The organism is Flavobacterium sp., from assembly GCF_027531905.1.
GTDB lineage: Bacteria > Bacteroidota > Bacteroidia > Flavobacteriales > Flavobacteriaceae > Flavobacterium.
In genome coordinates, this window is the sequence record NZ_JAPZSU010000065.1 from 1 (window position 1) to 23,784 (window position 23,784).

Genomic DNA, 23,784 nt, shown 5'->3' on the forward strand with positions numbered 1-23,784 from the left:
AGAAAAAATATCAGTAATTTTATCGAAACAAATCATAAGGTAGAATTTAGTTAAATATTTAATTGTCAGAGATTTAAATATACTAAATTTTACCTTTTTGTGCAATATTTTCAACCCAAATTATTAATCGAGTTCAGGTTATAAACTATTTCTTGGTCTCCTTTTAGAAAATTATCTACAATGAGATTCATAACGAGTTTTCTTCTTTCAGTTGATAAATTTTTTATTCCTCCTTTAATTATATTTTCATGCAGCATATCAAAAATAAAACCATAGTTAATCTCTTTATTTGGAGCTTTTTTAGTGGATTTTTGTCCTTTTATATCAATCCATTTTGCTTTTTCACTCATTTTTTGTCCCTCTGAAAAAAGTTTAAGATTTTCAAAAGTAATTTCGCATCTATTATTTTTAATAAGTTCTTTATCGTATAAATTTTTCAAATCACTTTTTTCGTTAAATTCTAGTAATATTGTTTTATCAGTTAACTTTTTTTCAATTAGTGGTATTAAAAGGTTTTCAAATTGCTTAGTTCTTGTAAAAAAAACAACCAAAATAGAAACTGTAAAGCCACTTAAGTATATGCTTGATTCAATATTTTGTGGAATATAATTAGTATACCAATAAGTAGGTAATTCTTTAAAGTTAAAATGGGTAAGAATTATTTCTAAAAAACTGTTGTAGAAAATTAAAGCAAGCGGAATAAAAATAAGATGAAATAGTAAACGAGGTTTTTCGACAATTTTATTGTACTCATGATATGTGGAATTAAACATGTAGTAGACAAAATAAATACTGTAAGTAACTATTAATTTGAAAAATACAATTCCTAAAAATATAGTTTTTATTAAAATAGTAATGATATAGAAATAGTTTAAAGATAAATATGAAAAAGAATATGTATAAAAAATTATTAGGGTAATGATTAGTAATAAGTAAAATTTTAAATATTTAGTGTGTTTTTCCATGGATTAGATATTGATAGTAGGTATTAAATTAGCAGCTTCTTTCATTTTTTGGTCAACAATTTTAGCATAAATTGCTGTTGTGCGTATTTCACGGTGACCTAATCTCTTAGAAACAGTATAGATATCAGCTCCGTTTTCAAGTAAAAGTACAGCATTCGTATGTCTTGCACTGTGGAAAGTTATGTGCTTTGATATTCCGGCACGATTGCACCAACGGACTATTTCATTGTTGTAAACAGCACTATATTTTAGGCCTTTAAAAACTCTTTCAGATGGGGCTTGTCTTTCTCCAAACAATTCTCTGATTTGCTTTGATATGTAGAGATATTCTACGCCATCTGTTTTCTCTTGACGAAAATTTATCCTACTCACACCATTGTCCTCGTCTCTAACTTCTGACCATACTAAAGTATTTATGTCACTCCATCTTAGGCCAGATAGGGAAGAAGCAATGAATGCTCGTTTTAAAACTTCATATTTACAAGGAGTGTTTGCTAATGATTGTAGCTCTTGATGAGTTAAATATTCTCTTTGGCTTTCGGCTTGCTCAAAAGATTTTGTCTTTGATGCATAGTTAATAGATAAATAGCCTTCATCAAATGCTGATCTTAGACATGCTTTAAATTTATTAAAATAGGAGTACTTCGAATTAAGAGAAAGGGGGGTGTCACTTTTTGTTTTTGCTTCTTTATCAAAGTATAATCGAACTCTTTTTACAAAATTTTCATCTACTTCATCAAATGTCAAATTTGCAGAAATACATTTTTTTAAATGTATTAATGTTGCTGTCCAATTTCCATAGTTTTTTGGAGAATCAATTTTTTCTTCAGTTTTCTCAGTAAAGAAGTCTAAAAATTGTTTTTTAGATTTAGTGGTGTTTTTGATGTCAAATCTACCTTGAAAATACTCAGCTTTTCGAATAGATAATATTTGTTCGCTTAAAGTATCAATTTCTTTATTTTCTTTTTTTTCAGCAGCAGTTTTTGGCTCTTGATGTGGATACATTTTTAAATACTCAAAATCCCTCAAATGAATTCTTTTACCTTCTGAGTTTTGAGTAGAGCCTTTATAGTATTCCAGGAATAAACTGTATCTACCGTTTTGTAGTTTTTTTTTCTTTAAAGTAATATTCATAGGTGTACATTTTTACACCTTTTTTACTATGAGGTGTACATTGAATGTACCAAATATATAAATTAAAGTTAATAAAGGAAAATAAAAATACCTCTAAATCAATGGTAGTCAACTAAAAGAAAGAATAAGAAACTTAAAGAAAGTGCTTTTATTTCCCGATACAAAAATTAGCAAAAATATTCCCCAACAATTCATCATTCGTAACCTGCCCAGTTATCAATCCAAATTGGTACAAGGCTTCACGAATATCTAGAGCCATAAGGTCACTCGATAGATTGGTTTCTAGTCCAAATTTCACTTTTTGTATTTCCTCTAAGGCTTTAAGTAAAGAATCGTAATGTCTTGTATTGGTAACAATTGTTTCATTATTTCGTAGCGCACCAGTGTTAACGAAGGAAAGTAATTGATGCTTTAAATCCTCGATACCTTCTTTGTTTTTGGCTGAAATCAAAAGAATATTTGGGATTTGATTTTGAATACTTTGAATTTCATTTTCAGATAGTAAATCTTTTTTATTCATGATTACTACCAAAGGTTTTAACGGATACTGATTTTTTATTTTTTCAAGTTCTAACTTCACGGCATCCAAAGTTCCTCCTTTGGGGGTTAGGGGGCTTATATAGAGTACGACCTGCGCTTGCTCAATTTTTTCAAAAGTCTTTTGAATCCCAATGCTCTCTACATAATCGTTAGTCTCGCGAATACCAGCCGTATCAATAAATCGGAAACCAATACCACCAATCACCAATTCGTCCTCGATAGTGTCACGTGTAGTTCCTGCAATTTCAGAAACGATAGCGCGTTCTTCATTTAGTAAAGCGTTCAATAAAGTCGATTTTCCAACATTGGGTTCACCCACAATAGCAACTGGAATTCCGTTTTTGATAACATTTCCCACCGCAAAAGAATCAATCAAGCGTTTCAATACAAATTCGATGCGGTTGACTAATTCGTAAAATTGAGTTCTGTCTGCAAATGCTACATCTTCTTCGGCAAAATCCAATTCCAATTCGATAAGGGAGGCAAAATTCAATAGCTCTTCACGCAATTTGGCTATTTCGTTTGAAAAACCGCCTCGCATTTGCTGCATCGCAATTTGATGACTCGCTTCGTTATCTGACGAAATCAAATCGGCCACGGCTTCGGCTTGGGATAAATCTAGTTTTCCATTCAAAAATGCTCTAAGCGTAAATTCACCCGCATCGGCCATTCTGCAGCCTTTACGCAACAACAACTGAATAATTTGTTGCTGAATATACGTAGAACCATGACAGGAAATTTCGATAGTGTTTTCTCCAGTATAAGAATTTGGACCTTTAAAAATCGAAACCAACACCTGATCCAACGTTTTCGCACCATCCACGATATGTCCCAAATGAAGGGTATGCGTTTTCTGAGTAGTCAAATCTTTGTTTTTGATCGAACGAAAAACAGTATGACCAATTTGAATGGCATCTTGACCAGAAATACGAATGATGGCAATGGCTCCAGCACCTGAAGGAGTAGCTAAAGCAACTATAGAATCGTTTGGAATCATGGGAGGTGTCTATTTGCCTGCAAAAGTAAGCAAAAGTATTGGCTTTGCAATTTCCTTTTGCGAATCACAACTTGTTATCAAAGGATTATCTTACAGTTAAATATATGGCAAACTGACAAATATCAGTTGAATTGGATTAAACGTTTCTTATATTTAAACAATATTTAAACGATAAATCTTAAAACTATAGTTACTATGAAAAAGATATTATTTCCAACGGATTTCTCTGAAGTGGCTACTAACGCTTTTGTTCATGCCCTGCATTTGGCTGATGTTGTCGATGGAGAATTAGTTCTATTGCACACTTTTCAGCTTCCTATAGTAGATAGTCAGTTTACGCCTGATAACTACTATATGATATATGAATCGTTGCAATTGGCTGAATTTGATGCTTTCAAAGGCGAAATTCCAAAGCTGAGAGCCATAGCCGAAAAAGAAGGCTTGGCCAAAGTCAAAATCACCCATCGTTTGATGGATGGAGATTTGGTTACCAATATTAAAATGGCAATCAAAGAAGAGAATATCAATTTTGTGGTCATGGGAACCGCAGGAGCTACGGGTTGGGATACATTTTTTGTTGGTACAAATACGGGCTCAGTTTTGTCAGCCGTTTCAGTACCCGTTTTGAGCGTACCCATCACGGCAACGTATCAAAAAATTGCAACCATTGGTTTTACCACCAAGTTTAGAGAAAAAGACAAAAAAGCCTTAGAATTAGTTTGTAGCATTGCCAAAAAAACGAAAGCACAAGTAAAATGCTTGTACGTAAAAACCAATCAATCCGATGTAAAACCAGAAACCATCAAAGAATGGGAAACTCATTTTGCCAACGAACCGGTTCAGTTTACGATTCTTCCGCTAGAGGATGTACAAGGCACCATTATTGATTTTGTGTCTCAAAAGAGCATTGATGTTTTGGCCATGGTGACCTACAAACGCAACTTTTTTGTCGAATTATTTAGTCCAAGTCTCACCCGAAAATTTTCAGACTATTCCGAGATTCCCATTTTGGCGCTACAAAGCGGTACGACTTTAGCGTAAAAAATAAACAAAAATATAGCTAAGAGAAAATATTTAGTTTGGGCGTGTCCCTACGTAAAAACTTCGGGTCGGGCTTTACGTTCCCGCTTTTTTTTATCCCTTGAAAAAAAGGGATAAAAAAAGAGCTCCACTACAATCCCTCACGCATAACACCACACAATTGATTTTTTCATTCGTGTTTTTTTTTTACAAAGTTTTAATCTGTGAAATCTGTGCAAGCTGTGTTTAGTTTTTTGCTAAGAAGTCTTAATCTATGGTTGATTTTTTTCTTCATTCATAAGTTTTGAAACACTTATATTTGCTTTTCATTCTAAAGAATACAATGGAAATTTACATACAAAAAAAAGCGCTTTATGAAGCTCAGGTAAAACAATTACAACAATACTACAATCGTATCAGTCTTGGTCGTTTAGGGTCAGTTTTAGTTGTGATTTTGACTATTTATAGCTATCAAAAAAATAATAATAGTAGTTTGATATTTTTAGGTGTTTTAGCCGTTGTCGTTTTTTTTGTTTTAATGCGTTGGCATACTCGGGTGGCGTACCAAAAGAATATCGCTCAAGCTTTAGTTACCATAAATGCTGATGAAATTGATTTTCTTGAACGTAAAAACATCCCTTTTGAAGACGGCATCGAGTACAATGATTTTCATCATCCGTATGCTTATGATTTGGATATTTTCGGCCAACAGTCTTTATTCCAAAGTCTGAACCGTACCGGAACTTTCATGGGAAAAAAAATCTTAGCTTCTCAATTGTTAAATGTAAATTCGGCTACAGCAATTGAGGAAATTCAAGAAGCAACAAAAGAATTACGCGAAAAATTAGATTGGCGACAAAGCTTTTTGGCAACTGCCAAAGTGGGGAAGGATTGTGAAGCCATGTATCAAAAACTATTGCGTTGGAGTGTTTTCAATAGTGAGTCAGTGTCTAGATTTGCAGTGATTTTTGCTTATGTTTCGCCAGTTGTTTTAGTAGTTTTGGGTATAAGTTATGGATTGACCTTTAATTTGGTTTTAGCTAAGTTTTTCGGACTCTTATTTATGGTCAATTTAGCAGTAGCCGGTATCTTTCTAAAACGAATTTTGTCTGAAACAGCGCATTCATCAGAAATCAATACGATTGTCCATAATTACAGCTTACTGATTGAAAAAATAGAAAATGAAAAGTTCAGCAGTCAGAAAGCAAATCATTTGCAACAACAATTAGTGCATGAAAATCACAAAGTAAGTCATCAGTTAAAACAATTATCTGATTTATTTTCAAAAATGGATAGCACTAGTAATTTCTTGATAGCTATACTTTTTAATGGTTTCTTCTTATATAATATTCATATTTTAAAAGCCATTGTGAATTGGAAAAAAAATCACGCCATCAATTTGGAACAAAGCTTAGCTATAATTGGCGAATTTGAAATGCTCAATAGTTTAGCCAATTTTTCATTCAACAATCCTGATTTTGCTTTTCCAAAATTGAATGATGAATATAAAATTGCTTTTGAAAAGTTGAGTCATCCGTTATTGAACCCAAAAACTAGATTAGGGAATACTGTTGCCTTTCAGCCGCAATCGTTCTTGATTTTGACTGGCTCCAACATGTCAGGCAAAAGTACTTTTTTGAGAAGTTTGGGAGTCAATATGGTTTTGGCAGGAATGGGAGCGCCTGTTTGTGCTACTCAAGCGAATGTGCATCCTTTGCCAGTGTTAGTATCGATGCGATTGTCGGATTCGTTATCGGACAGTGAATCCTACTTTTTTGCAGAAATTAAGCGCCTCAAACAAATTATGGATGGATTAGACCAAAGTCCTGCTTTTGTTTTATTGGATGAAATTTTGCGTGGCACGAATTCCGATGACAAGCGTAGCGGAACGATTGAGGTGGTCAAAAGAGTGATTGGCAAGAAAGCGATTGGAGCGATCGCAACCCACGATATCGAAGTGTGTTTGACTACCAACGAATTCCCTGAAATATTAACCAATAAATGTTTCGAAGTCGAAATTAAAAATGACGAATTGCATTTCGATTACCTATTGCGAGAAGGTATTTGCCAAAACAAGAGTGCTACCTTTTTGATGAAAAAGATGGGTGTCATCTAGTCTTTAGTTCCGTAGGAACGATTCCTATTGTAGCAACGGATTTTAATCCGTTGGTTTATAGTTTTAGTTTTTTTGAAGAGCGGGCAAAGAAACATAATGTTGCCTTTTAGCCCCGATCGTAGTGAAAATCCTTTGTTGCTGGGGTTCGGCAACAAAGATTGCAGCGGAGAGCGGGACGATGTTTCTGGAAAATCCCCATTCTTTCTGCTCCAAAAAAAATCCGCAAAACTGGTTAGGCATTACGGATTCAAGAAATAGTATTGATTTTGGTTAGTTTAAAATAGTAGTGATTAGCTATTAAGCATAACCGGCATTACAAGCATGGTAACGGTTTCGCCTTCTTCTAAACCATCTACTGGAGTTAAAATTCCAGCGCGGTTAGGTAAAGACATTTCAAGCATAATCATATCTGATTGAAGGTTGGTCAACATTTCGGTTAAGAATCGAGAGTTGTAGCCAATTTGCATATCGTCTCCTTGATAATCACAAGTCAAACGCTCTTCGGCTTTGTTGGAGTAATCAATATCTTCAGCAGATACGTTTAATTCTGCACCAGCGATTTTCAAGCGAATTTGGTGTGTTGTTTTATTAGAAAAGATAGCCACACGACGCACTGAACTTAAAAACAAAGTACGATCGATGATTAATTTGTTTGGGTTTTCTTTTGGAATAACCGCTTCGTAATTTGGGTATTTTCCGTCGATTAAACGGCACATTAAAATGTAATTGTCAAAAGAGAAAGTGGCATTGCTATCATTGTATTCAATTTTCACTTCCGCATCCGAAGTAGAAAGAATACTTTTTAAAATAGTCAATGGTTTTTTGGGCATTATAAAGTCTGCTACTTCAGAGGCGGTAACGTCTGTACGAGCATATTTTACTAGTTTATGGGCATCTGTTGCCACAAAGATCAATCCTTGTGGCGAGAACTGAAAAAATACTCCCGACATAACTGGACGTAAATCATCATTACCAGCTGCAAAAATAGTTTTGCTAATGGCAGTTGCTAGAACATCAGCAGGAACAAGGGTTACTGAAGGTTCATCAAGACTAACAGCCTTTGGAAATTCATCACCTGGCGCATAAGCTAAAGCATATTTTCCAGAGTTAGAACTAATTTCTATAGTGCTATTTTCTTCTACAGTAAACGTTAAAGGTTGTTCTGGGAACGTTTTTAAGATTTCTAAAAGTAATTTTGCTGGTACTGCAACACTTCCTTTGCTGGTGGAATCAATTGCTAAAGAGGCAGACATGGTGGTCTCTAAATCAGAAGCTGAAACCATCAGTTGGTTATTGTCTAATTCGAATAAAAAGTTATCTAAAATAGGTAAAGTATTGCTACTGTTGATTACACTACCTAAAACTTGCAATTGTTTTAATAAGTACGAACTCGATACTATAAATTTCATCTGTATTGTTTTATTTTTTTCTTGGATTCTATAATAACTAGGGTAGAATACCTGATTACAAATATATCTTAAACTAGTTTATATTTTTATTTTTTTTATTAACACTTAACGGGCATATTTGCGCTTGCGAAGATAGGTAAATAGTACCCCGAAAACGACTAAAATTAGAATTGGAAGCCCGATAGTTAAGACTTGGATGGAGGTGTAATTGGCATATACTTTTTCTTTATCCAATAACGGAAGGTCTAAATCTTTGCTTCTAATGTTAATAAGTCCGCTATCATCTAATAAGTAATTTACACTATTCATCAGAAAATCTTTGTTATCATAGAGATTTCCTGAGCGTTGATCGTAGCCTAGCTCTACAGGAAGTTGGTTTTTATCCAATTGGTTGCGAAGAATATCGCCATCAGAGATGACAATCATTTTGGTTGGCTTACTAATGGATTGAAAATTAGCTTGTTCAAAAGCTTTTATTCTATTCTCGAAAGCAGAATGAAAAGAACCTTCTAATAAAACAGCCATCGGAATCCCGCCTGTATTGGGATAATCAGCAGGGCTTGTGGTTTCAGAAACTATGGATAAATTTATTGCTGTAGGTGTTCCTATTCGCTTAGAATAAGGTGAGGATTGCAACAAAATTGTTTTTTTGATTCCATTTTTTAAAGTGTCTATGGCATTGGCAAAATCAAATTTGATACCTCCTAAGTTTTTTACAATGGGATGCTTACTCGTTGGTGTCACTAATGGTGCGTACTTCCAATTGAATTGTTGAAAACGAGTGGCGCTACCTGGTTCTCCAGATGCCAATTGGATTGGACTTCCTTGCTCGTCTTTTACCAAATCTGGGTTAACACGGATACCGTATTTAAAGAACATGTCATTTACATTCAGGTCTCTTGGGTAGGCAAGACTCGCTCCTGATGGATTGTAAAGGCTATCCATTTCTGCAACGACCTGATCGACTAACCAAATCGTTTTTCCGCCATTCATTAAGTATTGATCTAAAACTTGTTTTTCGCTTTCGCTAAAAGCTTCTGTAGGTTTAGCGATAACAGCTAAATCATATTCTTTTAGTGATGCTAAACTCCCTAAAGGATTTTTTGCTACTGAGTCAAGTGTGAAAGGGGCAATAAAATAACTGTCTCTCACTTGTAATAAAAACTTAGCAATAAAAGCTTCTTTTAGCTCTCCATTTCCTTTGATGATAGCGACTTTTTTCTGTTTGGCCTTCGTGATTTTATTAAAAGCATCTGAAAAGGAATATTCTAAATGCTGAACCGAACCTATTACTTTTTGAGTAGTTGACGTTCCCATTTGGTTTTTGAGTAAAGGAATGGAAACTTCCTTGTTGTCATAAGTGGCAATTGCCCAAGGAAAAACTAAGGCTTGGGATTGTTTTCCTTTGTCATCTACAGTAATGTTAATTGGGGTTAATCCTTTTTTGTACAAATCTTTAATGAGATCCATACTTTCTTCTTTATTTTCCATCGGATCAACAAATTCAAATACAATATTGCTATTGTAAGCCTGAAATTCTTCTAGAATTTGCTTGGTTTCTTGTTGCAAACGCTTGAATTCTGCAGGTAAATCTCCTTGCATGTACACTTTTACAGCTAATGGATTCTTAACTTCTTTTAGAATGTGCAATGAAGTCGCAGAAAGAGTGTATCTTTTGTCTTTGGTCAAATCAAAACGGTAAAAGAAAAAAGAGCCTATTACTTGCAAAGCCAGCAATACTGCAAAAATATAAAGGAGTTGAGTAAGATTATTTTTTTTAGAAGTCTTCATTACGCTTTAAAAGATTTTAAGTTAAAAACAGTAAAGGATAAAAATAAAATAGTTAGGCTGACAAAATAAAGAATGTCTCGAGTATCCAAAACGCCTCTACTCATACTTTTAAAGTGATCTTGCATCCCAAAAACTGTGATATAAGAACTCCATCCGTTAAAAACACTGGCCAATCCATCAAAACCAAAATAAAAAACAAAACACAAAAATACAGCGATGATAAACGCTACAATTTGGTTTTCAGAAAGTGTAGAAGTAAAAATACCAATTGAGGTATAGCCACCAATTAAGAAAAGTAACCCAAAATAGGAACCAATGGTACTTCCCATGTCAATATTACCTTCTGGAAAACCTAAACTAGAAATAATATAGACATAGAGTAAAGTGGGTAAAATGGCGAGTACAATCAAAAGTACCGCTCCAAAAAATTTACCGCTTGTAATTTCCCAAATACTCAAGGGTTTGGTCAATAACAATTCTAAAGTACCTTGTTTTTTTTCATCCGAAAAACTTCGCATAGTCACTGCTGGAATTAAGAAAAGTAAAATCCATGGAGCCACAGTAAAAAAAGGTGTCATATCTGCAAAGCCCGAATTGAGAATGTTATAATCTCCTTCAAATACCCAAAGGAACAAACCATTGATAAGTAAAAACAAGGCGATGACCAAATAGCCCACTGGTGAGCCAAAAAAGGATTTTATTTCTCTAATTACGATTGATTTCATTTTTTAAATTTTTATTTCAATTGTTTAACGGTATAAGCGTTTATTGATGCTAGTTCAAACCAGAAAATTTAAGCTAAACTTACTACTTTATCAACACTCCAAGCTTCAGGTTTGGCATTGAATAGTTTCTTGGTAAACGTCCAAACGTCATTAAATAAAGCCGATTGTCTGTAGTTTTCTAAATCAGCTTCAGTTTCCCAATAACTGTAAGTGAAAAACACATTTTCATCGGATTTGTCTTGATACAATTCTAATAAACGATTCCCAGGCGCATTCCGAATTTGGTCTTTCATTACATCAAAATTGGCCAAAAAAGCCGCTCGGTGTTCTGGATGAAAACTCAATTTTACGATTCGTACAAACATGTAGATTTTTATATTAAATTTTAATGATTTCTGTGGTGAGTTTTATGAAAACTTGATGGTAATAGTGTCTCTATAATTTAATCCCAATAAACTGTGTGCTGATCCTACTTTTGAAGGGTTACTGCGATAGATGGCAATTTCTAAATACCCAGCTTCGTTGAAAAGTGCCAGTTTTTCTCCTTCGTAATATTTCATTGGATATTTGTCTGAAACGGCAATTGACGAATAATTTGAGACGATTGTTTTGATGCTTTTGGTTTTTAAAACAATCTCGAAATTTCGTCCTTTGGCAGCTTCTGTGAATTGAGTTTTGGTAATATTGGTCACCACATTGCCAAAATGATCGATGTACATTACAGAACCTGATAATTGATTCCCTTGATCGTTCAAGGCGACTTGCATTTCGGTTACTTCTTTAATGGATTGTATCTCTTTTCCAATCACATTTAATAATCCGCCATTAGCTAAGTGACAGGCCACTTGAACAAATACATCCAAATCTGATGCTCCATGATGTAAACGGTCATGGATATTGATAGCGACCATTTTTTGTGGTACTATTTTTTGACACAACATACTCAAAATACCATTATCGGCGGCAATGAAGTAATGGTCGTTCCATTGGATGGCAATATGTTGATTCTCTTTGTTTAATTCAATATCTACGCCAATTAGATGAACGGTTCCTTTGGGGAAACTGGCATAAGCAGCACTTAAAATATAACTGGCTTCAACGATATTGAATGGGTCAATTTCGTGAGATAAATCGATGATAGTTGTATTGGGATTTGTCGACATTATCTTACCTTTAAGAGCACCTACAAAGTAGTCTTTTAAGCCGTAATCGGTAGTAAGAGTAATTATTGACATAATTTTGTTTATAACTATTTCGGGCAATTTAAAGCTATTTTGCTTAAATTTGAGATATGCAAAGCTACTAATTTCAGCTATTATTTTTTAATTAAATACTACTCCATTTTGAACGAAAGAACCATTGAGTTAAACGACATCGCTCCGAAAGAGTTTTGGGGCGCTCAAGATACTCATCTTGAAATGATTAAAAAATATTATCCCAAGCTAAAAATAGTGGCTCGTGGGTCTACTCTGAAAGCTTTTGGGGAAAAAGAAGTTCTGGATGAATTTGAAAAACAATTCCAAAGACTGATGTTGCATTTTACTAGATACAACAATATCGATTTGAATGTGATTGAAAGAGTGATTATGAACGACGCTCAAGACAATCGAAAAATGGCTGATTACGACAAAATTCTAGTACATGGAGTAGGTGGCAAGATTATCAAAGCCATGACGCCAAACCAGCAATTGTTGGTAGATACCTTAAATAAAAACGATATGGTATTTGCAGTTGGTCCTGCAGGAACTGGGAAAACCTATACAGGTGTGGCCATGGCAGTAAAGGCTTTAAAAGAAAAACAAGTCAAAAAAATCATATTGACACGACCTGCCGTAGAAGCAGGTGAAAATTTAGGTTTTTTGCCTGGGGATATGAAGGAAAAGCTGGATCCGTACATGCAACCTTTATATGATGCGCTTCGAGATATGTTGCCTAATGAAAAATTAGAGGACTATATCACTAAAGGAATCATTCAAATTGCACCGTTGGCTTTTATGAGAGGTAGAACCTTAGATCATGCTTTTGTCATTTTGGATGAAGCACAAAACACCACACACTCACAAATGAAGATGTTTCTAACACGTATGGGAAAATGTGCTAAGTTCATGATTACTGGAGATCCGGGACAAGTTGATTTACCTAGAAGAACCATTTCGGGACTTAAAGAAGCTTTATTAGTTTTGAAAGATATAGAAGGCATTGGAATCATCTATTTGGATGACAAAGATATCGTTCGTCATCGTTTGGTTAAAAAAGTAATCGATGCTTACAAACAGATTGAGAATAATGATTATTAGCTTTTAAATTTAGTTAAACAAGCGAAAAGAATTTGCCAGTTTTAAGCGGTTCTTTTCGCTTTGTTATTTATTCAAAAAAAAGGAAGAAGAGGGATTTATAATGAAGGATATGCACTCAAACATCAAAGTAATAGTTTCTGATCTAGACGGAACATTACTCAATTCAAATCACGAAATTACAGCCGAAACCAAAGCAGTTTTTGATCAATTGCATCAAAAAGGATATCTAATTATCATAGCTACTGGCAGACACCACCTTGACGCAAAGGCAATTATCAAAGGATTAAATATTCCGGTCTACCTTGTCACTTCAAATGGTGCTAGAATTCATGCTCCCAATAATGAACTTTTGTTTGCTTTTGATATCAAAAGTGAAATCGTTGCTTCTGTTTTTCAATTAGATATTGATTCTACTATTACTACCGTACTTTTCAAAGAGAAAGTTTGGTTAACATCCAAAACGAATAAGAAAATCAATAGTTTTCAGCGGGATTTGTCTTATCCTCCAGAAGTGGTTGATTTCAATAGCTTAACAGATTATAGTGCAATAAAGCTATTTTTTACGCACGATAGTCACGAAGTGTTACAAGACTTAAAAGATCAAATTCTAGAGCATCATTCGGAGTATCTTTCTCATGCTTTCAGTTTGCCTTTTTGCTTAGAGTTCATGGATAAGTCGGTAGACAAAAGTGTCGCCATTGAAAAAATAGTAAATAGAGAAGGTTACTCTCTTAACAATGCCATTGCTTTTGGAGACGGATTTAATGATGAAAGAATGCTGGCTGCTGTAGCCAAAGGGGTAATCATGCAAAATGCTCCGGATACTTTAAAAGACAAATTGCAACATTTAGAAGTAATAGCTTCTAATAATGACAATGCGGTAGCCACTTACCTCGCTCAAAATATTTTATAGAAAAATATCAAATAATTTAACTAGTAACAAATTTTTTATCACATGGAAAAACTTATTGATAATTGCAAAAATAATTTATTTGCTGGAGTTTTATTTTTATTACCATTATTTGTTTTAATGATTATCGTTCAAAAAACTTTTGGTTTCTTTGCTAAGTTCGGTAGTGGAATGGCTAAGTTTTTAGGCTTGGATACAATTTTAGGAAAAAACATGGCTAATATTTTTGGTGTTCTTTTTCTTTTTTCTTTTCTGCTTATTTGTGGCTTTTTGGTACGGTTGAGCTTCTTTAAACGTATTAGTGATTCTATTGATAAAAAGTTAAAGATTTATCTACCAGGATATGAAAAACACAAAGAGATGGCTAAGCAAAAGTTAATAAATGAAGATAAAAATGAAGAAACGCCGATAATACCTGAAAAGATACCTGTTTTGTTTCAATTTAATGGAAGTTGGATCCCCGCATTTTTAAAAGAAAAGAATGATAATGGTGAGGTAATTGTATATTTTTCGAATGCTAGTGTCTTTTCAGAAACTGGTTTTTGTCTCACTTCAATAGAAAATATTAGAACATTGAATTCGGTTACCGAAGAAGAATTTATCAAGTCGATTAATGCAAACGGCGAAGGATTTTTAGAATTAATTAAAAAATAAAACAAATGATTAAAAAAAAATGGCCCCTCTTTTTACTTTTAACCGCTTTCATCGGATATAACCAATCACTTAAGTTAGAAGAAATCATGAAAGGAAATGATTTCATTGGCTGGCAACCCGAAAACCCTCGTTGGTCAGTAGATGGTCAAAAAGTTTTTTTTGAATGGAATCCCGACAAAGAATGGGGAGCAAGTACGTATTTTTGGCAAAAAGGAGCCACAGCACCAAAATTGGCTACACCTGAAGAAGCTGCTTTCTCTCGATACAATATCAAAATCAACAAGAGTGGTACTGTCGGATATTATAGCAACAAAGGTGCTATTTTTTCTTATAGTATTAAAGATAAAGTGACCAAAAAAATATATGCTACTACTGCTTCTATCACTAATTTAGAGTTAGGAAGTAAAGAAGGAGTTTTGTTTTTTGGACAAAATGATAATTTGATGCAGTTCGACACCAAAGCAGGGACGTTACTTCAGATGACTAATTTCAAAAAAGGGACTTCAAAACCCAAAAAGGAGGAAGAAAAATCATTTTTGAAAACACAACAAACCGAGTTATTTCAATTTATTAGAGACCAAGAAGCCAAAAAGAAGTGGAATGCAGATCGAGCCAAGGCCATTAAATCTGATTTCCCTAAAGAATATTTGTACGGCGAAGATGATTTGGGAGCTTTCAAGATGAGCCCTGATGGAAGGTTTGCTACTTTTAGACTGACACAAGAAGCGAAAAATAAAAGCGAAAAAATGGAAGTTTTTATCACTGCTGACGGTTATAACCAATGGCCAGATACCAAAGAGAAAGTATCTGTCAAAAACTTAGTAAATTCTAAAATGGGAATTTATAATGTAGCCAAAGACACGGTATATATGATTAATTTTTCAAAATTATCGCATATCAAAGAGCAACCAGAATATTATGCGTTATATGATAATCTGAAAAAGAAAGACAAAGAAGAAAAATTAATTATTGCACAAGAGCCAGTCTACAACGAAACGGGTTCCTTTGCGGTGGTAGAAATCCGAAGCCAAGACAACAAAGAGCGTTGGTTGGTAAATCTCAATCTAGAAAACGGTACTTTCGAAGAAATAGATCATCAACATGACGAGGCTTGGATTGGCGGACCTGGCATTCCTTCCTATTCATTTGGTTCGGGGAATTTGGGCTTTTTGTATGACAATGAAACCATTTATTTCCAATCTGAAGCTACGGGTTTTTCTCATTTGTATACCTATAATTTGAAGACAAAAAAGAAAACACAAGTAACAACTGGCAAATGGGAAGTTCGTGACGTTACCTTGTCAAAAGATAAGAAAACATTCTATTTGTCGACCAATACTACGCATCCTGGAAATCGTGAGTTTTATAAATTGAATGTCAATGATACCGTTCTGCAACCAATATTGACTGCCGATGGAGCGCATGAAGTAAGTATGTCTCCTGATGAAGCTACATTATTGGTTCGTTATTCTTATAAAGATAAACCATGGGAATTGTACGTAGCTTCTAATGTAAAAAACGCAAAGCTTAGTCCTATTACAAGCTCAACATCAGAAGCTTTCAAAAGCTACAAATGGAGAAAACCAGAAGTGATTACCTATAAAGCACAAGACGGGGCTACCGTTTATGCAAGAGTGTACCAGCCAGAAGAAGCTAAAGCAAATAAAGCAGCAGTAATTTTTGTACATGGTGCTGGGTATTTGCAAAATGCTCACAATTATTGGAGTAATTATCATAGAGAATTTATGTTTCACAATTTGTTAACCGACTTAGGTTACACCGTATTGGATATAGACTATAGGGGTAGTGATGGGTATGGAAGAGAGGTAAGAACGGGTATTTATCGTTTTATGGGAGGAAAAGACCTTTCAGATCATATAGATGGAAAAAAAGTATTGGTAGACAAATACGGAATTGACCCAAACAGGGTAGGGATTTATGGCGGATCTTATGGTGGTTTTATTACTTTGATGGCGATGCTAACGACTCCAAAAGAATTTGCCTCTGGAGCAGCTTTACGTTCTGTAACCGATTGGGCACATTACAATCATGGCTATACGGGTAATATTTTGAATTTCCCTGAAACGGATCCTATTGCGTTTCAAAAAAGCTCTCCAATATATTACGCAGACAAATTGGAAGGAAATCTGTTAATGCTTCACGGAATGGTTGATGATAATGTAGAATACAAAGATATTGTTCGTATTTCTCAACGTTTTATCGAACTAGGAAAGAAGAATTGGAGCTTGGCTTCATTTCCAGTCGAAGCTCATGGATTTAGAGAAACTTATTCTTGGATAGACGAGTACAGTAGAATTTTGCAATTGTTCGAATCAACCATCGGAAAAAAAGAGACCAAGTAAATTATACCAACGCTTTTCTTTGCTTCCTCCTAGAAATAGTTTTAAATTTGCAATCTTAAAAAAACACACAACTAACAACACAATGAGTACAACGATTACGACTACCAATTTTAATTTTCCGAATCAAAAATCCGTTTATCGCGGTAAAGTTCGTGAAGTATACAATATAAACGATGAACTTTTAGTAATGGTCGCTACAGATAGACTCTCAGCATTCGATGTAGTATTGCCTAAAGGGATTCCATACAAAGGACAAATTCTAAATCAAATTGCTACTAAGTTCATGGAGTTGACTAAAGACATTGTTCCAAATTGGTTAGTGGCTACTCCAGACCCAAGCGTAGCTGTTGGTCATCTGTGTACTCCTTTTAAAGTAGAAATGGTAATCAGAGGATACCTATCGGGTCACGCCGCTCGTGAGTATGCCGCTGGTAAAAGAACTCTTTGTGGAGTAACAATGGCAGAAGGACTCAAAGAGAACGATAAGTTCCCTGAACCTATAATTACGCCAACAACAAAAGCAGATAACGGTGAACACGATGCTGATATATCAAGAGAAGCTATCTTGTCAAATGGTATTGTGACCGAGGAAGATTATCTTGTATTAGAAAATTATACACGTGCATTGTTTCAACGTGGTACTGAAATTGCCGCTAGTCGTGGATTGATTTTAGTGGATACCAAATATGAGTTTGGTAAAACCAAAGAGGGACAAATTGTTTTAATAGATGAAATTCATACGCCAGATTCTTCTCGTTACTTTTATACTGAAGGCTACCAAGAACGACAGGAAAAAGGGGAAGAACAAAAGCAATTATCTAAAGAGTTTGTGCGTCGTTGGTTGATTGAAAATGGTTTTCAAGGTAAGGAAGGACAGCAAATCCCAGAAATGACAGAGGAATACATCGAATCAGTTTCTGATCGTTACATTGAATTGTATGAAAATATTATTGGCGAAAAGTTTGTGAAAGCTGATATTACAAATATAAATGAACGTATCGAAAACAATGTTTTGGAGTATCTAAAAGGATAAAACGAGACTAAAACATATTATTTAAAACCTCATATTATGAAAATAGTATGAGGTTTTTTTGTTTGTAAATACTTCAATTTCCTTGTTTTAGGGGGTTATCCTTTGTGTTTTGTTAATTATTTGTTAAATATAAGTACTATGCAAAACAAGATACTGTTTAAAAGATATATATTTGCATAGGATATTATTATTTAAAACAACAAATTAAAAAACTAAAAAAATAAAAATCATGAAAGCATCAATCATTTACACAGTAGCAGTATCAGTAGTTTTAATTTCAACTTTAGAAATTCGTTTAAACAAAAATAATTTCGGTAAAATAGGAACTAGAAGAGCAGCCAAAATCAATACTAGTTTTGGACAAAATAAAAACCAAAAAGCAACAGCAGATTTTACTAAAATTAAATTGGTTAAAACAAATTTTGAAGTTAAAAAGGAAAGTCCAATAGTTTTAGTAAAACCTGAACTTGTTTTAGAAGCATCACCTGTGGTTTATACTTTGGTTCCAACAACAGAAAGAAGTTGGTCTTTTGAAAGTGCAATCATTGAAGAAAATGATAGTGAGGAAACCCAAACTTTAGTTGATAACGAAAGCAATACTGTTTCGAATAAAGAAGAAGTGATTGTAGTAGCTGTAGTGGCAAAGAAAGAGACTTCTTTTAATGATAAGGTACGTCAAGAAAATGCAATCATCGAAGAAACGGAAGAGAGCGAAGGTAAAACATTAGATTTTAATTGGATCAATACGTTAGCTATGTACGATGAAGCTATAGTTTCACCTTCATCAACTAAAGAAAGCAATAGTGTAGACTTTAGTGTGGTAGGTGAGGACAGTTCTTTGTCAGAACAGCCGCTAGATTTTAATTGGATTGAAACCTTGCAAATGTTTGATGAACCTATAGTGACTCCACAGCAAATGCTAACCGAATAGTATTTAGTTATTTAGATTACTTAAGTCAAATAGTTTATGAATGTAAAACTTATTATAAATGCAAAATAAAAGTTAATATTTTTTATGTAATGTAACAATAACCATTCTATAACGTCTATTGAAATAGAGTATTTTAAATTTGAAATGTCTTAAATGTCAAGTCATTAAGTATAAAGTTAGATATTGGTTAATAAATAGTACCTTGTAATGCATATAAATAAAAAATGAATACATTTGAATAGAATTTATATCAATAAATAATAACAAAAATCATCAATCAAAAATCACAATCATCATGAAAAAAGCAATCATCTGTTTAGGTTTAGTAGTAGTACTGTCAAGTTTTGCTACAAAAGTTGAAGCGGCAAACGTTAAATCATTTGCTAAAGTAAAAGTTATGACTCCTTCATATGGAGAAGCAACACCTTTGCACGTCGCAATTTATAAAGGCGATTTGGAATTCATCAAAAAATTAATCGACTTTGGAGCCGATGTTAATGAAAAATCATACGGTTTGACACCTTTAATGATTGCAGCTCGCTACAACAAAGTTGAAATCATGAAATTACTAATTGCCAAAGGAGCAAAAGTGGAAGAAAAAACAAGTTTTGGTGCCGATGCTTTAAAGTATGCACAATTATCCAATGCAAAAGAAGCCTATGTTTTTCTTCAATTGAACAAAGAAAACGCTGTGGCTCAACGTTAATAACAGCAATCATCAATCAAAAAAAAAGAAGCGGTCTCAACGAGGCCGCTTCTTTTCGTTTATTATCATTATAGTTTTAACTGATTACACTTGCAACCAGAAAAAGGACGATTAAAACAATGACTACTACTTTTAAGTATTTTGAATTTCTCATGATTGTTTTTTTTGTTGTTTTCAAAAATATCAAAACTTTTTCATTTTTAGCTATGCGATGCGTATTTTAACGAATCGGAATAGGAAATACGGGCAAACTAGCATGTCCTAAAGCATCTACAGACTGTACGGCAAAGAAGTAATTGTCTTTTGAGTAGGGGATTTCTATTTTGTTTTCTTTTGTGAAAACTGCTTTTTGCCAATGGGACGCACTCGTTTCTCTTATTAAAATGATGTGTCCAAAAACGGGTTTTCCTTGTGGAGCTTGCCAAACTAATACCGATGAATTGGTTAGTTCTTTAACTTCAATTCCGACGTTTTCTGGTGCTTTTGGTGACCAAGCTAAATTGCTGAAAGTAGACAAATTAGAGCAGGTTACTTTGCGCATATATTCAAAGTCCATGAACTCGGGTAAATCGCCATATTGTATGTTGTTTTCTATACGAACGTTTTGATGTTGATGGTCATAGTTCTCATTCATTTCACAAAAACGAATCGCTGTAAATCCGTTTTGACTAAAAGGAGTGTGGTCACCACCTCTTAAAAAGCGGTCATTTCTATACACCAATTGAATGTCTAATTGAGGCACGTATTGTTGGGTGACGGTTTTGATATAACGGGCCAATTGTCGGGACGGACTATCATTGTCGCGATTGGTAGCTTTTCTCATTTTGGCTTCTGCCTCCGTTTCGGTATAAGGAATTGTTTCGCTAAATACGCGAACTTGAGTGTTATCGCGCAGTTGTGTACCGCTTGATAAACTATTGCCAATCATGTCATTATTGAGCATGGCAATCAGGTTCCATTTTTGTTCTTTGGCTATATCAGCTAAATGTTTTGCTCCATATAATCCTTGTTCTTCTCCGACTACAGTAACGAATATAAGGGTAAACGGAAATTCTCTTTGGCTCATGATTCTGGCTAGTTCCATTACACAAGCCACTCCCGAACCATCATCGTTTGCTCCTGGCGCATCCGATTTGGCATCCATTACATCAGAAGCACGGGAATCCAAGTGCCCACTAATTATTAATACACGATTATCGGTTGGGTCAGTTCCTTTTAGGGTTGCCATTACATTGCCTAGTTCGCTATCCACAGCGATTCGTTTGCCATCGGCCTTGATGGTGAAATAGTCAATTTTAGAAGTCAATCGCCCATTAGAAGCTAATGCGTATTTGTCAAATTCTGATTTTACCCAGCGCTGAGCAGCACCTATTCCGCGGGTGTTACTTTTAGTATCACTTAAAGTATGTCGCGTACCAAAAGAAACTAATTTCTTTACAATGGCTTCTAGGTTTTCGGTTTTGACTTCATTCACCATTTTGAAGATTTCTGGGTCGGAAGTTGTGTTTTGAGAGTGTAAATTTGGAACTACAAAGAGTAGTAAAAAGAGTTGAAAAAGTACAGTTGGTTTCATTGGAGTTAGTTTGATTTTTTCAAATTTAAACAATTAAAATAGTTTTAGGTATTTTGATTTAGAGATTAACACTTGTACAATGATGAGCTTCACAAGATACATTGAAGAATCTCAACGCTTAACTCTAGAATAAAGCAAAGTCTTTGTACCTTTGCGCCATAGAAAATAGAAGAAAATGATTCAAATAGGAAAATACAATACCCTAACCATTTTAAGAGATACCAAAGTAGGTTTGTTTTTGGGTAACCCTGAGCAAGACCCAGAAGGAATACACGATATTCTTTTGCCTAACAAATATGTTCCAAACGAATTTGAAATTGGAGAGGAATTGATAGTTTTTGTGTATTTAGACCATGAACAACGACCTGTAGCAACAACTTTAGAGCCTTATATTTTATTGAATGAATTTGCTTTACTAAGAGTAAATTACATCAACCAAGTAGGTGCTTTTATGGATTGGGGAATGGAAAAAGATATTTTGGTTCCCTTCAAAGAGCAAGCGCGTCCTATGGAAAAAGGAAAGCGTTATTTGGTGTATTTGTATATGGATGAAAAAACCAATCGATTGGTTGCATCTAGTAAAACCAATCAGTTTTTGAGTAATGATGTGCTTACTGTTGAAAAAGGAGAAGAAGTAGATTTAATTGTTTCGCATATTACCGAGATTGGGATTAACGTAATCATCAACGAAAAGCATAAAGGTTTACTTTATAAAGATGAAGTGTATGATGATGCCATCCGAACTGGGGACAGAATGCGAGGCTACATCAAAAATATTCGTCCTGATAATAAGATTGATGTTTCGTTGCAAATTCAAGGTTATCAAAACATTGAGCCTAATGCTGAAAAGATTTTGAATGAATTAAGAGCAAGTCGCGGTTTCTTGCGATTAAATGATAATTCGCATCCAGAAGACATTAAAACTGTTTTGAAGATGAGTAAAAAAACATTCAAAAAAGCTATTGGTGCATTATACAGAGATAAAGTAATCGAGATTAAAGAAGACGGGATTTATTTGATTCAAGAGTAATTCTAACAGCATAAAATAAAAAAAAGGCTAATCGATATACGGTTAGCCTTTTCTCTTTTGATGACATATTGTCTTCAAAAAGGATGCATTCGTAAGGTCTTTGTATCACCTGAAAAACAACAGTTTTTAACGTAAAGTAACTGCTTATAATAGATTAACTTAAGTGTAAAATACCTATTGAATGTTTTGTCTTTAAATGGAATTTTCGATTGGTTCAAAAATAATAGAATTAACCTTGCAATAAAACCATTAGTTCTTATATAAATTGTAAGGATTCGATTGTGGTTAAACTCCCTTATTTCTTTTAGGTAACCAAATTGAAACGCTTATTGTTAACTGTAGGTGCTACTATTATGTTCTAGTATTTTTTGCAAACGAATCAACCATTTGCTCAATTGTTTTTGAAGTAGATTTTATCATTCTTTCCGAAAAAAATTGAGCGACATTTTTTTTAAATAATTTCAAAAGCTTTCATTTTTTAAGGTTAATAATTCAGTGAAAAAATCCGCGCTAATCTTAGCTCAAAAAAAAGAAGTACAACGCTGATTAGCAATGATTAAAAGTACTTATTTTTTTGATTGCTCTTTGTTAAAAATCTGATTTTCTGACCAATTTTAACACTTCAAAAAGATTCGTCAGATTAGGATTACCAAAGCTTATTCAATAAGAATAGTATAAAATAGAAAAATGCTTTATTTTTACACTAAAATTTAAAATTGTAACGAATGGAATGGATTACCGCTAGAGAATTTGAAGATATAACCTATAAGAAATGCAATGGTGTAGCTAGAATTGCATTCAACAGACCTAATGTTCGTAACGCTTTCAGGCCTAAAACGACTTCCGAATTATACCAAGCTTTTTATGATGCTCAAGAAGATACTTCTATTGGAGTAGTCTTATTGTCTGCCGAAGGTCCTTCTACCAAAGATGGAGTGTATTCATTCTGCAGTGGTGGTGACCAAAATGCCAGAGGTCATCAAGGCTATGTAGGAGATGATGGACAACATCGTTTGAACATTCTAGAAGTACAACGTTTAATCCGTTTTATGCCAAAAGTAGTTATTGCAGTGGTGCCAGGATGGGCTGTTGGTGGTGGACACAGTTTGCATGTGGTTTGCGACATGACGCTAGCCAGCAAAGAACACGCTATTTTCAAACAAACTGATGCCGATGTAACCAGTTTTGATGGTGGTTATGGCTCAGCATACTTGGCTAAAATGGTAGGACAGAAAAAAGCACGAGAAATATTCTTTTTGGGACGAAATTATTCTGCTCAAGATGCGTTTGAAATGGGAATGGTCAATGCTGTGATTCCTCACGATGAATTAGAAGATACCGCTTATCAATGGGCACAGCAGGTATTGGCAAAATCACCAATGGCCATCAAAATGCTGAAATTTGCTATGAATCTAACCGATGACGGTATGGTGGGACAACAAGTTTTTGCAGGCGAAGCCACTCGCTTGGCTTATATGACCGAAGAAGCCAAAGAAGGTAGAAATGCATTCTTAGAAAAACGCAAACCAAATTTCGAAAAGAAATGGTTGCCTTAAAAGGGAGTTATTGTTGTAATTTATAGTTTTGAGG

General features: G+C 34.3%; 20 protein-coding genes. 11 read left to right on the plus strand and 9 right to left on the minus strand.

What is annotated here, in order from left to right:
* Positions 1–110: 110 nt before the first annotated feature.
* From O9307_RS13870 to mnmE, 3 genes are all read right to left on the minus strand, one after another.
* Positions 111–965, minus strand: a complete 855-nt coding sequence (locus O9307_RS13870) for a hypothetical protein (RefSeq protein WP_298300362.1) — start codon at positions 963–965, stop codon at positions 111–113.
* Between the two features lie 3 nt (positions 966–968).
* Entirely contained in the window at positions 969–2,099 is a 1,131-nt protein-coding gene (locus O9307_RS13875) for a site-specific integrase (RefSeq protein WP_298300364.1), read from the minus strand.
* A 148-nt stretch (positions 2,100–2,247) separates the two neighbouring features.
* Positions 2,248–3,636, minus strand: a complete 1,389-nt coding sequence (gene mnmE, locus O9307_RS13880) for a tRNA uridine-5-carboxymethylaminomethyl(34) synthesis GTPase MnmE (RefSeq protein WP_298300365.1) — start codon at positions 3,634–3,636, stop codon at positions 2,248–2,250.
* A 195-nt stretch (positions 3,637–3,831) separates the two neighbouring features.
* Between mnmE and O9307_RS13885 the strand changes: the two genes are divergently transcribed.
* Together O9307_RS13885 and O9307_RS13890 are read left to right on the plus strand one after the other, a co-directional pair.
* Positions 3,832–4,677 carry a universal stress protein gene (locus O9307_RS13885; RefSeq protein ID WP_298300367.1) on the plus strand — a complete coding sequence of 282 codons (846 nt, stop codon included), beginning with the start codon at positions 3,832–3,834 and terminating at the stop codon, positions 4,675–4,677.
* A 322-nt stretch (positions 4,678–4,999) separates the two neighbouring features.
* Positions 5,000–6,772 carry a DNA mismatch repair protein gene (locus O9307_RS13890; RefSeq protein ID WP_298300368.1) on the plus strand — a complete coding sequence of 591 codons (1,773 nt, stop codon included), beginning with the start codon at positions 5,000–5,002 and terminating at the stop codon, positions 6,770–6,772.
* 290 nt (positions 6,773–7,062) lie between these two features.
* On the opposite strand, the gene dnaN is transcribed toward O9307_RS13890, so the two are convergent.
* From dnaN to O9307_RS13915, 5 genes are all read right to left on the minus strand, one after another.
* A complete protein-coding gene (gene dnaN, locus O9307_RS13895) occupies positions 7,063–8,181 on the minus strand; it encodes a DNA polymerase III subunit beta (protein WP_298300370.1) in 1,119 nt (372 codons plus the stop codon).
* A gap of 105 nt (positions 8,182–8,286) precedes the next feature.
* Positions 8,287–9,972, minus strand: coding sequence for a gliding motility-associated ABC transporter substrate-binding protein GldG (gldG, locus tag O9307_RS13900; protein WP_298300372.1), 1,686 nt, complete (start codon positions 9,970–9,972; stop codon positions 8,287–8,289).
* Entirely contained in the window at positions 9,972–10,697 is a 726-nt protein-coding gene (gene gldF / locus O9307_RS13905; protein WP_298300374.1) for a gliding motility-associated ABC transporter permease subunit GldF, read from the minus strand. Before gldF ends, gldG begins: the two co-directional genes overlap by 1 nt.
* A gap of 68 nt (positions 10,698–10,765) precedes the next feature.
* Complete coding sequence (locus O9307_RS13910) at positions 10,766–11,062, minus strand: antibiotic biosynthesis monooxygenase family protein (protein ID WP_298300375.1); 297 nt, start codon at positions 11,060–11,062, stop codon at positions 10,766–10,768.
* A 42-nt stretch (positions 11,063–11,104) separates the two neighbouring features.
* Positions 11,105–11,932 (minus strand): SAM-dependent chlorinase/fluorinase, encoded by an 828-nt coding sequence (locus O9307_RS13915; protein WP_298300378.1) that lies wholly within the window; start codon positions 11,930–11,932, stop codon positions 11,105–11,107.
* 108 nt (positions 11,933–12,040) lie between these two features.
* Here O9307_RS13915 and O9307_RS13920 point away from each other — a divergent pair, with 108 nt between their 5' ends.
* The 7 genes from O9307_RS13920 (at position 12,041) to O9307_RS13950 (ending at position 19,591) form a co-directional block, all read left to right on the plus strand.
* Positions 12,041–12,994 carry a PhoH family protein gene (locus tag O9307_RS13920; protein WP_298300380.1) on the plus strand — a complete coding sequence of 318 codons (954 nt, stop codon included), beginning with the start codon at positions 12,041–12,043 and terminating at the stop codon, positions 12,992–12,994.
* 109 nt (positions 12,995–13,103) lie between these two features.
* Positions 13,104–13,907 (plus strand): Cof-type HAD-IIB family hydrolase, encoded by an 804-nt coding sequence (locus O9307_RS13925; protein ID WP_298300382.1) that lies wholly within the window; start codon positions 13,104–13,106, stop codon positions 13,905–13,907.
* A 42-nt stretch (positions 13,908–13,949) separates the two neighbouring features.
* Positions 13,950–14,558: a hypothetical protein gene (locus O9307_RS13930; protein WP_298300384.1), complete on the plus strand. Its 609-nt coding sequence runs from the start codon at positions 13,950–13,952 to the stop codon at positions 14,556–14,558.
* Positions 14,559–14,563: 5 nt separating this feature from the next.
* Positions 14,564–16,921 (plus strand): prolyl oligopeptidase family serine peptidase, encoded by a 2,358-nt coding sequence (locus tag O9307_RS13935; RefSeq protein WP_298300386.1) that lies wholly within the window; start codon positions 14,564–14,566, stop codon positions 16,919–16,921.
* 82 nt (positions 16,922–17,003) lie between these two features.
* Positions 17,004–17,954, plus strand: coding sequence for a phosphoribosylaminoimidazolesuccinocarboxamide synthase (locus O9307_RS13940; protein WP_298300388.1), 951 nt, complete (start codon positions 17,004–17,006; stop codon positions 17,952–17,954).
* Positions 17,955–18,183: 229 nt separating this feature from the next.
* Entirely contained in the window at positions 18,184–18,885 is a 702-nt protein-coding gene (locus O9307_RS13945) for a hypothetical protein (protein WP_298300390.1), read from the plus strand.
* A gap of 295 nt (positions 18,886–19,180) precedes the next feature.
* Positions 19,181–19,591, plus strand: a complete 411-nt coding sequence (locus O9307_RS13950; RefSeq protein WP_298300392.1) for an ankyrin repeat domain-containing protein — start codon at positions 19,181–19,183, stop codon at positions 19,589–19,591.
* Positions 19,592–19,811: 220 nt separating this feature from the next.
* Here O9307_RS13950 and O9307_RS13955 read toward each other — a convergent pair whose 3' ends face one another.
* Positions 19,812–21,164 carry a M20/M25/M40 family metallo-hydrolase gene (locus O9307_RS13955; protein WP_298300394.1) on the minus strand — a complete coding sequence of 451 codons (1,353 nt, stop codon included), beginning with the start codon at positions 21,162–21,164 and terminating at the stop codon, positions 19,812–19,814.
* 175 nt (positions 21,165–21,339) lie between these two features.
* Between O9307_RS13955 and O9307_RS13960 the strand changes: the two genes are divergently transcribed.
* Entirely contained in the window at positions 21,340–22,194 is an 855-nt protein-coding gene (locus O9307_RS13960; protein ID WP_159684370.1) for a S1-like domain-containing RNA-binding protein, read from the plus strand.
* A gap of 725 nt (positions 22,195–22,919) precedes the next feature.
* On the plus strand, positions 22,920–23,750 hold the full coding sequence (locus O9307_RS13965; RefSeq protein WP_298300400.1) for a 1,4-dihydroxy-2-naphthoyl-CoA synthase: 831 nt from the start codon (positions 22,920–22,922) through the stop codon (positions 23,748–23,750).
* Positions 23,751–23,784 lie beyond the last annotated feature (34 nt).

What these genes read in the sequence shown, in the direction of transcription:
- O9307_RS13940 (WP_298300388.1), top strand. Translation starts at nt 17,004, where the DNA reads ATGAGTACAACGATTACGACTACCAATTTTAATTTTCCGAATCAAAAA.
- gldG (WP_298300372.1), bottom strand. Translation starts at nt 9,972, where the DNA reads ATGAAGACTTCTAAAAAAAATAATCTTACTCAACTCCTTTATATTTTT.
- O9307_RS13875 (WP_298300364.1), bottom strand. Translation starts at nt 2,099, where the DNA reads ATGAATATTACTTTAAAGAAAAAAAAACTACAAAACGGTAGATACAGT.
- O9307_RS13925 (WP_298300382.1), top strand. Translation starts at nt 13,104, where the DNA reads ATGCACTCAAACATCAAAGTAATAGTTTCTGATCTAGACGGAACATTA.
- O9307_RS13950 (WP_298300392.1), top strand. Translation starts at nt 19,181, where the DNA reads ATGAAAAAAGCAATCATCTGTTTAGGTTTAGTAGTAGTACTGTCAAGT.
- O9307_RS13890 (WP_298300368.1), top strand. Translation starts at nt 5,000, where the DNA reads ATGGAAATTTACATACAAAAAAAAGCGCTTTATGAAGCTCAGGTAAAA.
- O9307_RS13915 (WP_298300378.1), bottom strand. Translation starts at nt 11,932, where the DNA reads ATGTCAATAATTACTCTTACTACCGATTACGGCTTAAAAGACTACTTT.
- O9307_RS13930 (WP_298300384.1), top strand. Translation starts at nt 13,950, where the DNA reads ATGGAAAAACTTATTGATAATTGCAAAAATAATTTATTTGCTGGAGTT.
- mnmE (WP_298300365.1), bottom strand. Translation starts at nt 3,636, where the DNA reads ATGATTCCAAACGATTCTATAGTTGCTTTAGCTACTCCTTCAGGTGCT.
- O9307_RS13870 (WP_298300362.1), bottom strand. Translation starts at nt 965, where the DNA reads ATGGAAAAACACACTAAATATTTAAAATTTTACTTATTACTAATCATT.
- O9307_RS13955 (WP_298300394.1), bottom strand. Translation starts at nt 21,164, where the DNA reads ATGAAACCAACTGTACTTTTTCAACTCTTTTTACTACTCTTTGTAGTT.
- O9307_RS13965 (WP_298300400.1), top strand. Translation starts at nt 22,920, where the DNA reads ATGGAATGGATTACCGCTAGAGAATTTGAAGATATAACCTATAAGAAA.
- O9307_RS13945 (WP_298300390.1), top strand. Translation starts at nt 18,184, where the DNA reads ATGAAAGCATCAATCATTTACACAGTAGCAGTATCAGTAGTTTTAATT.
- O9307_RS13935 (WP_298300386.1), top strand. Translation starts at nt 14,564, where the DNA reads ATGATTAAAAAAAAATGGCCCCTCTTTTTACTTTTAACCGCTTTCATC.
- O9307_RS13910 (WP_298300375.1), bottom strand. Translation starts at nt 11,062, where the DNA reads ATGTTTGTACGAATCGTAAAATTGAGTTTTCATCCAGAACACCGAGCG.
- gldF (WP_298300374.1), bottom strand. Translation starts at nt 10,697, where the DNA reads ATGAAATCAATCGTAATTAGAGAAATAAAATCCTTTTTTGGCTCACCA.
- O9307_RS13960 (WP_159684370.1), top strand. Translation starts at nt 21,340, where the DNA reads ATGATTCAAATAGGAAAATACAATACCCTAACCATTTTAAGAGATACC.
- O9307_RS13885 (WP_298300367.1), top strand. Translation starts at nt 3,832, where the DNA reads ATGAAAAAGATATTATTTCCAACGGATTTCTCTGAAGTGGCTACTAAC.
- dnaN (WP_298300370.1), bottom strand. Translation starts at nt 8,181, where the DNA reads ATGAAATTTATAGTATCGAGTTCGTACTTATTAAAACAATTGCAAGTT.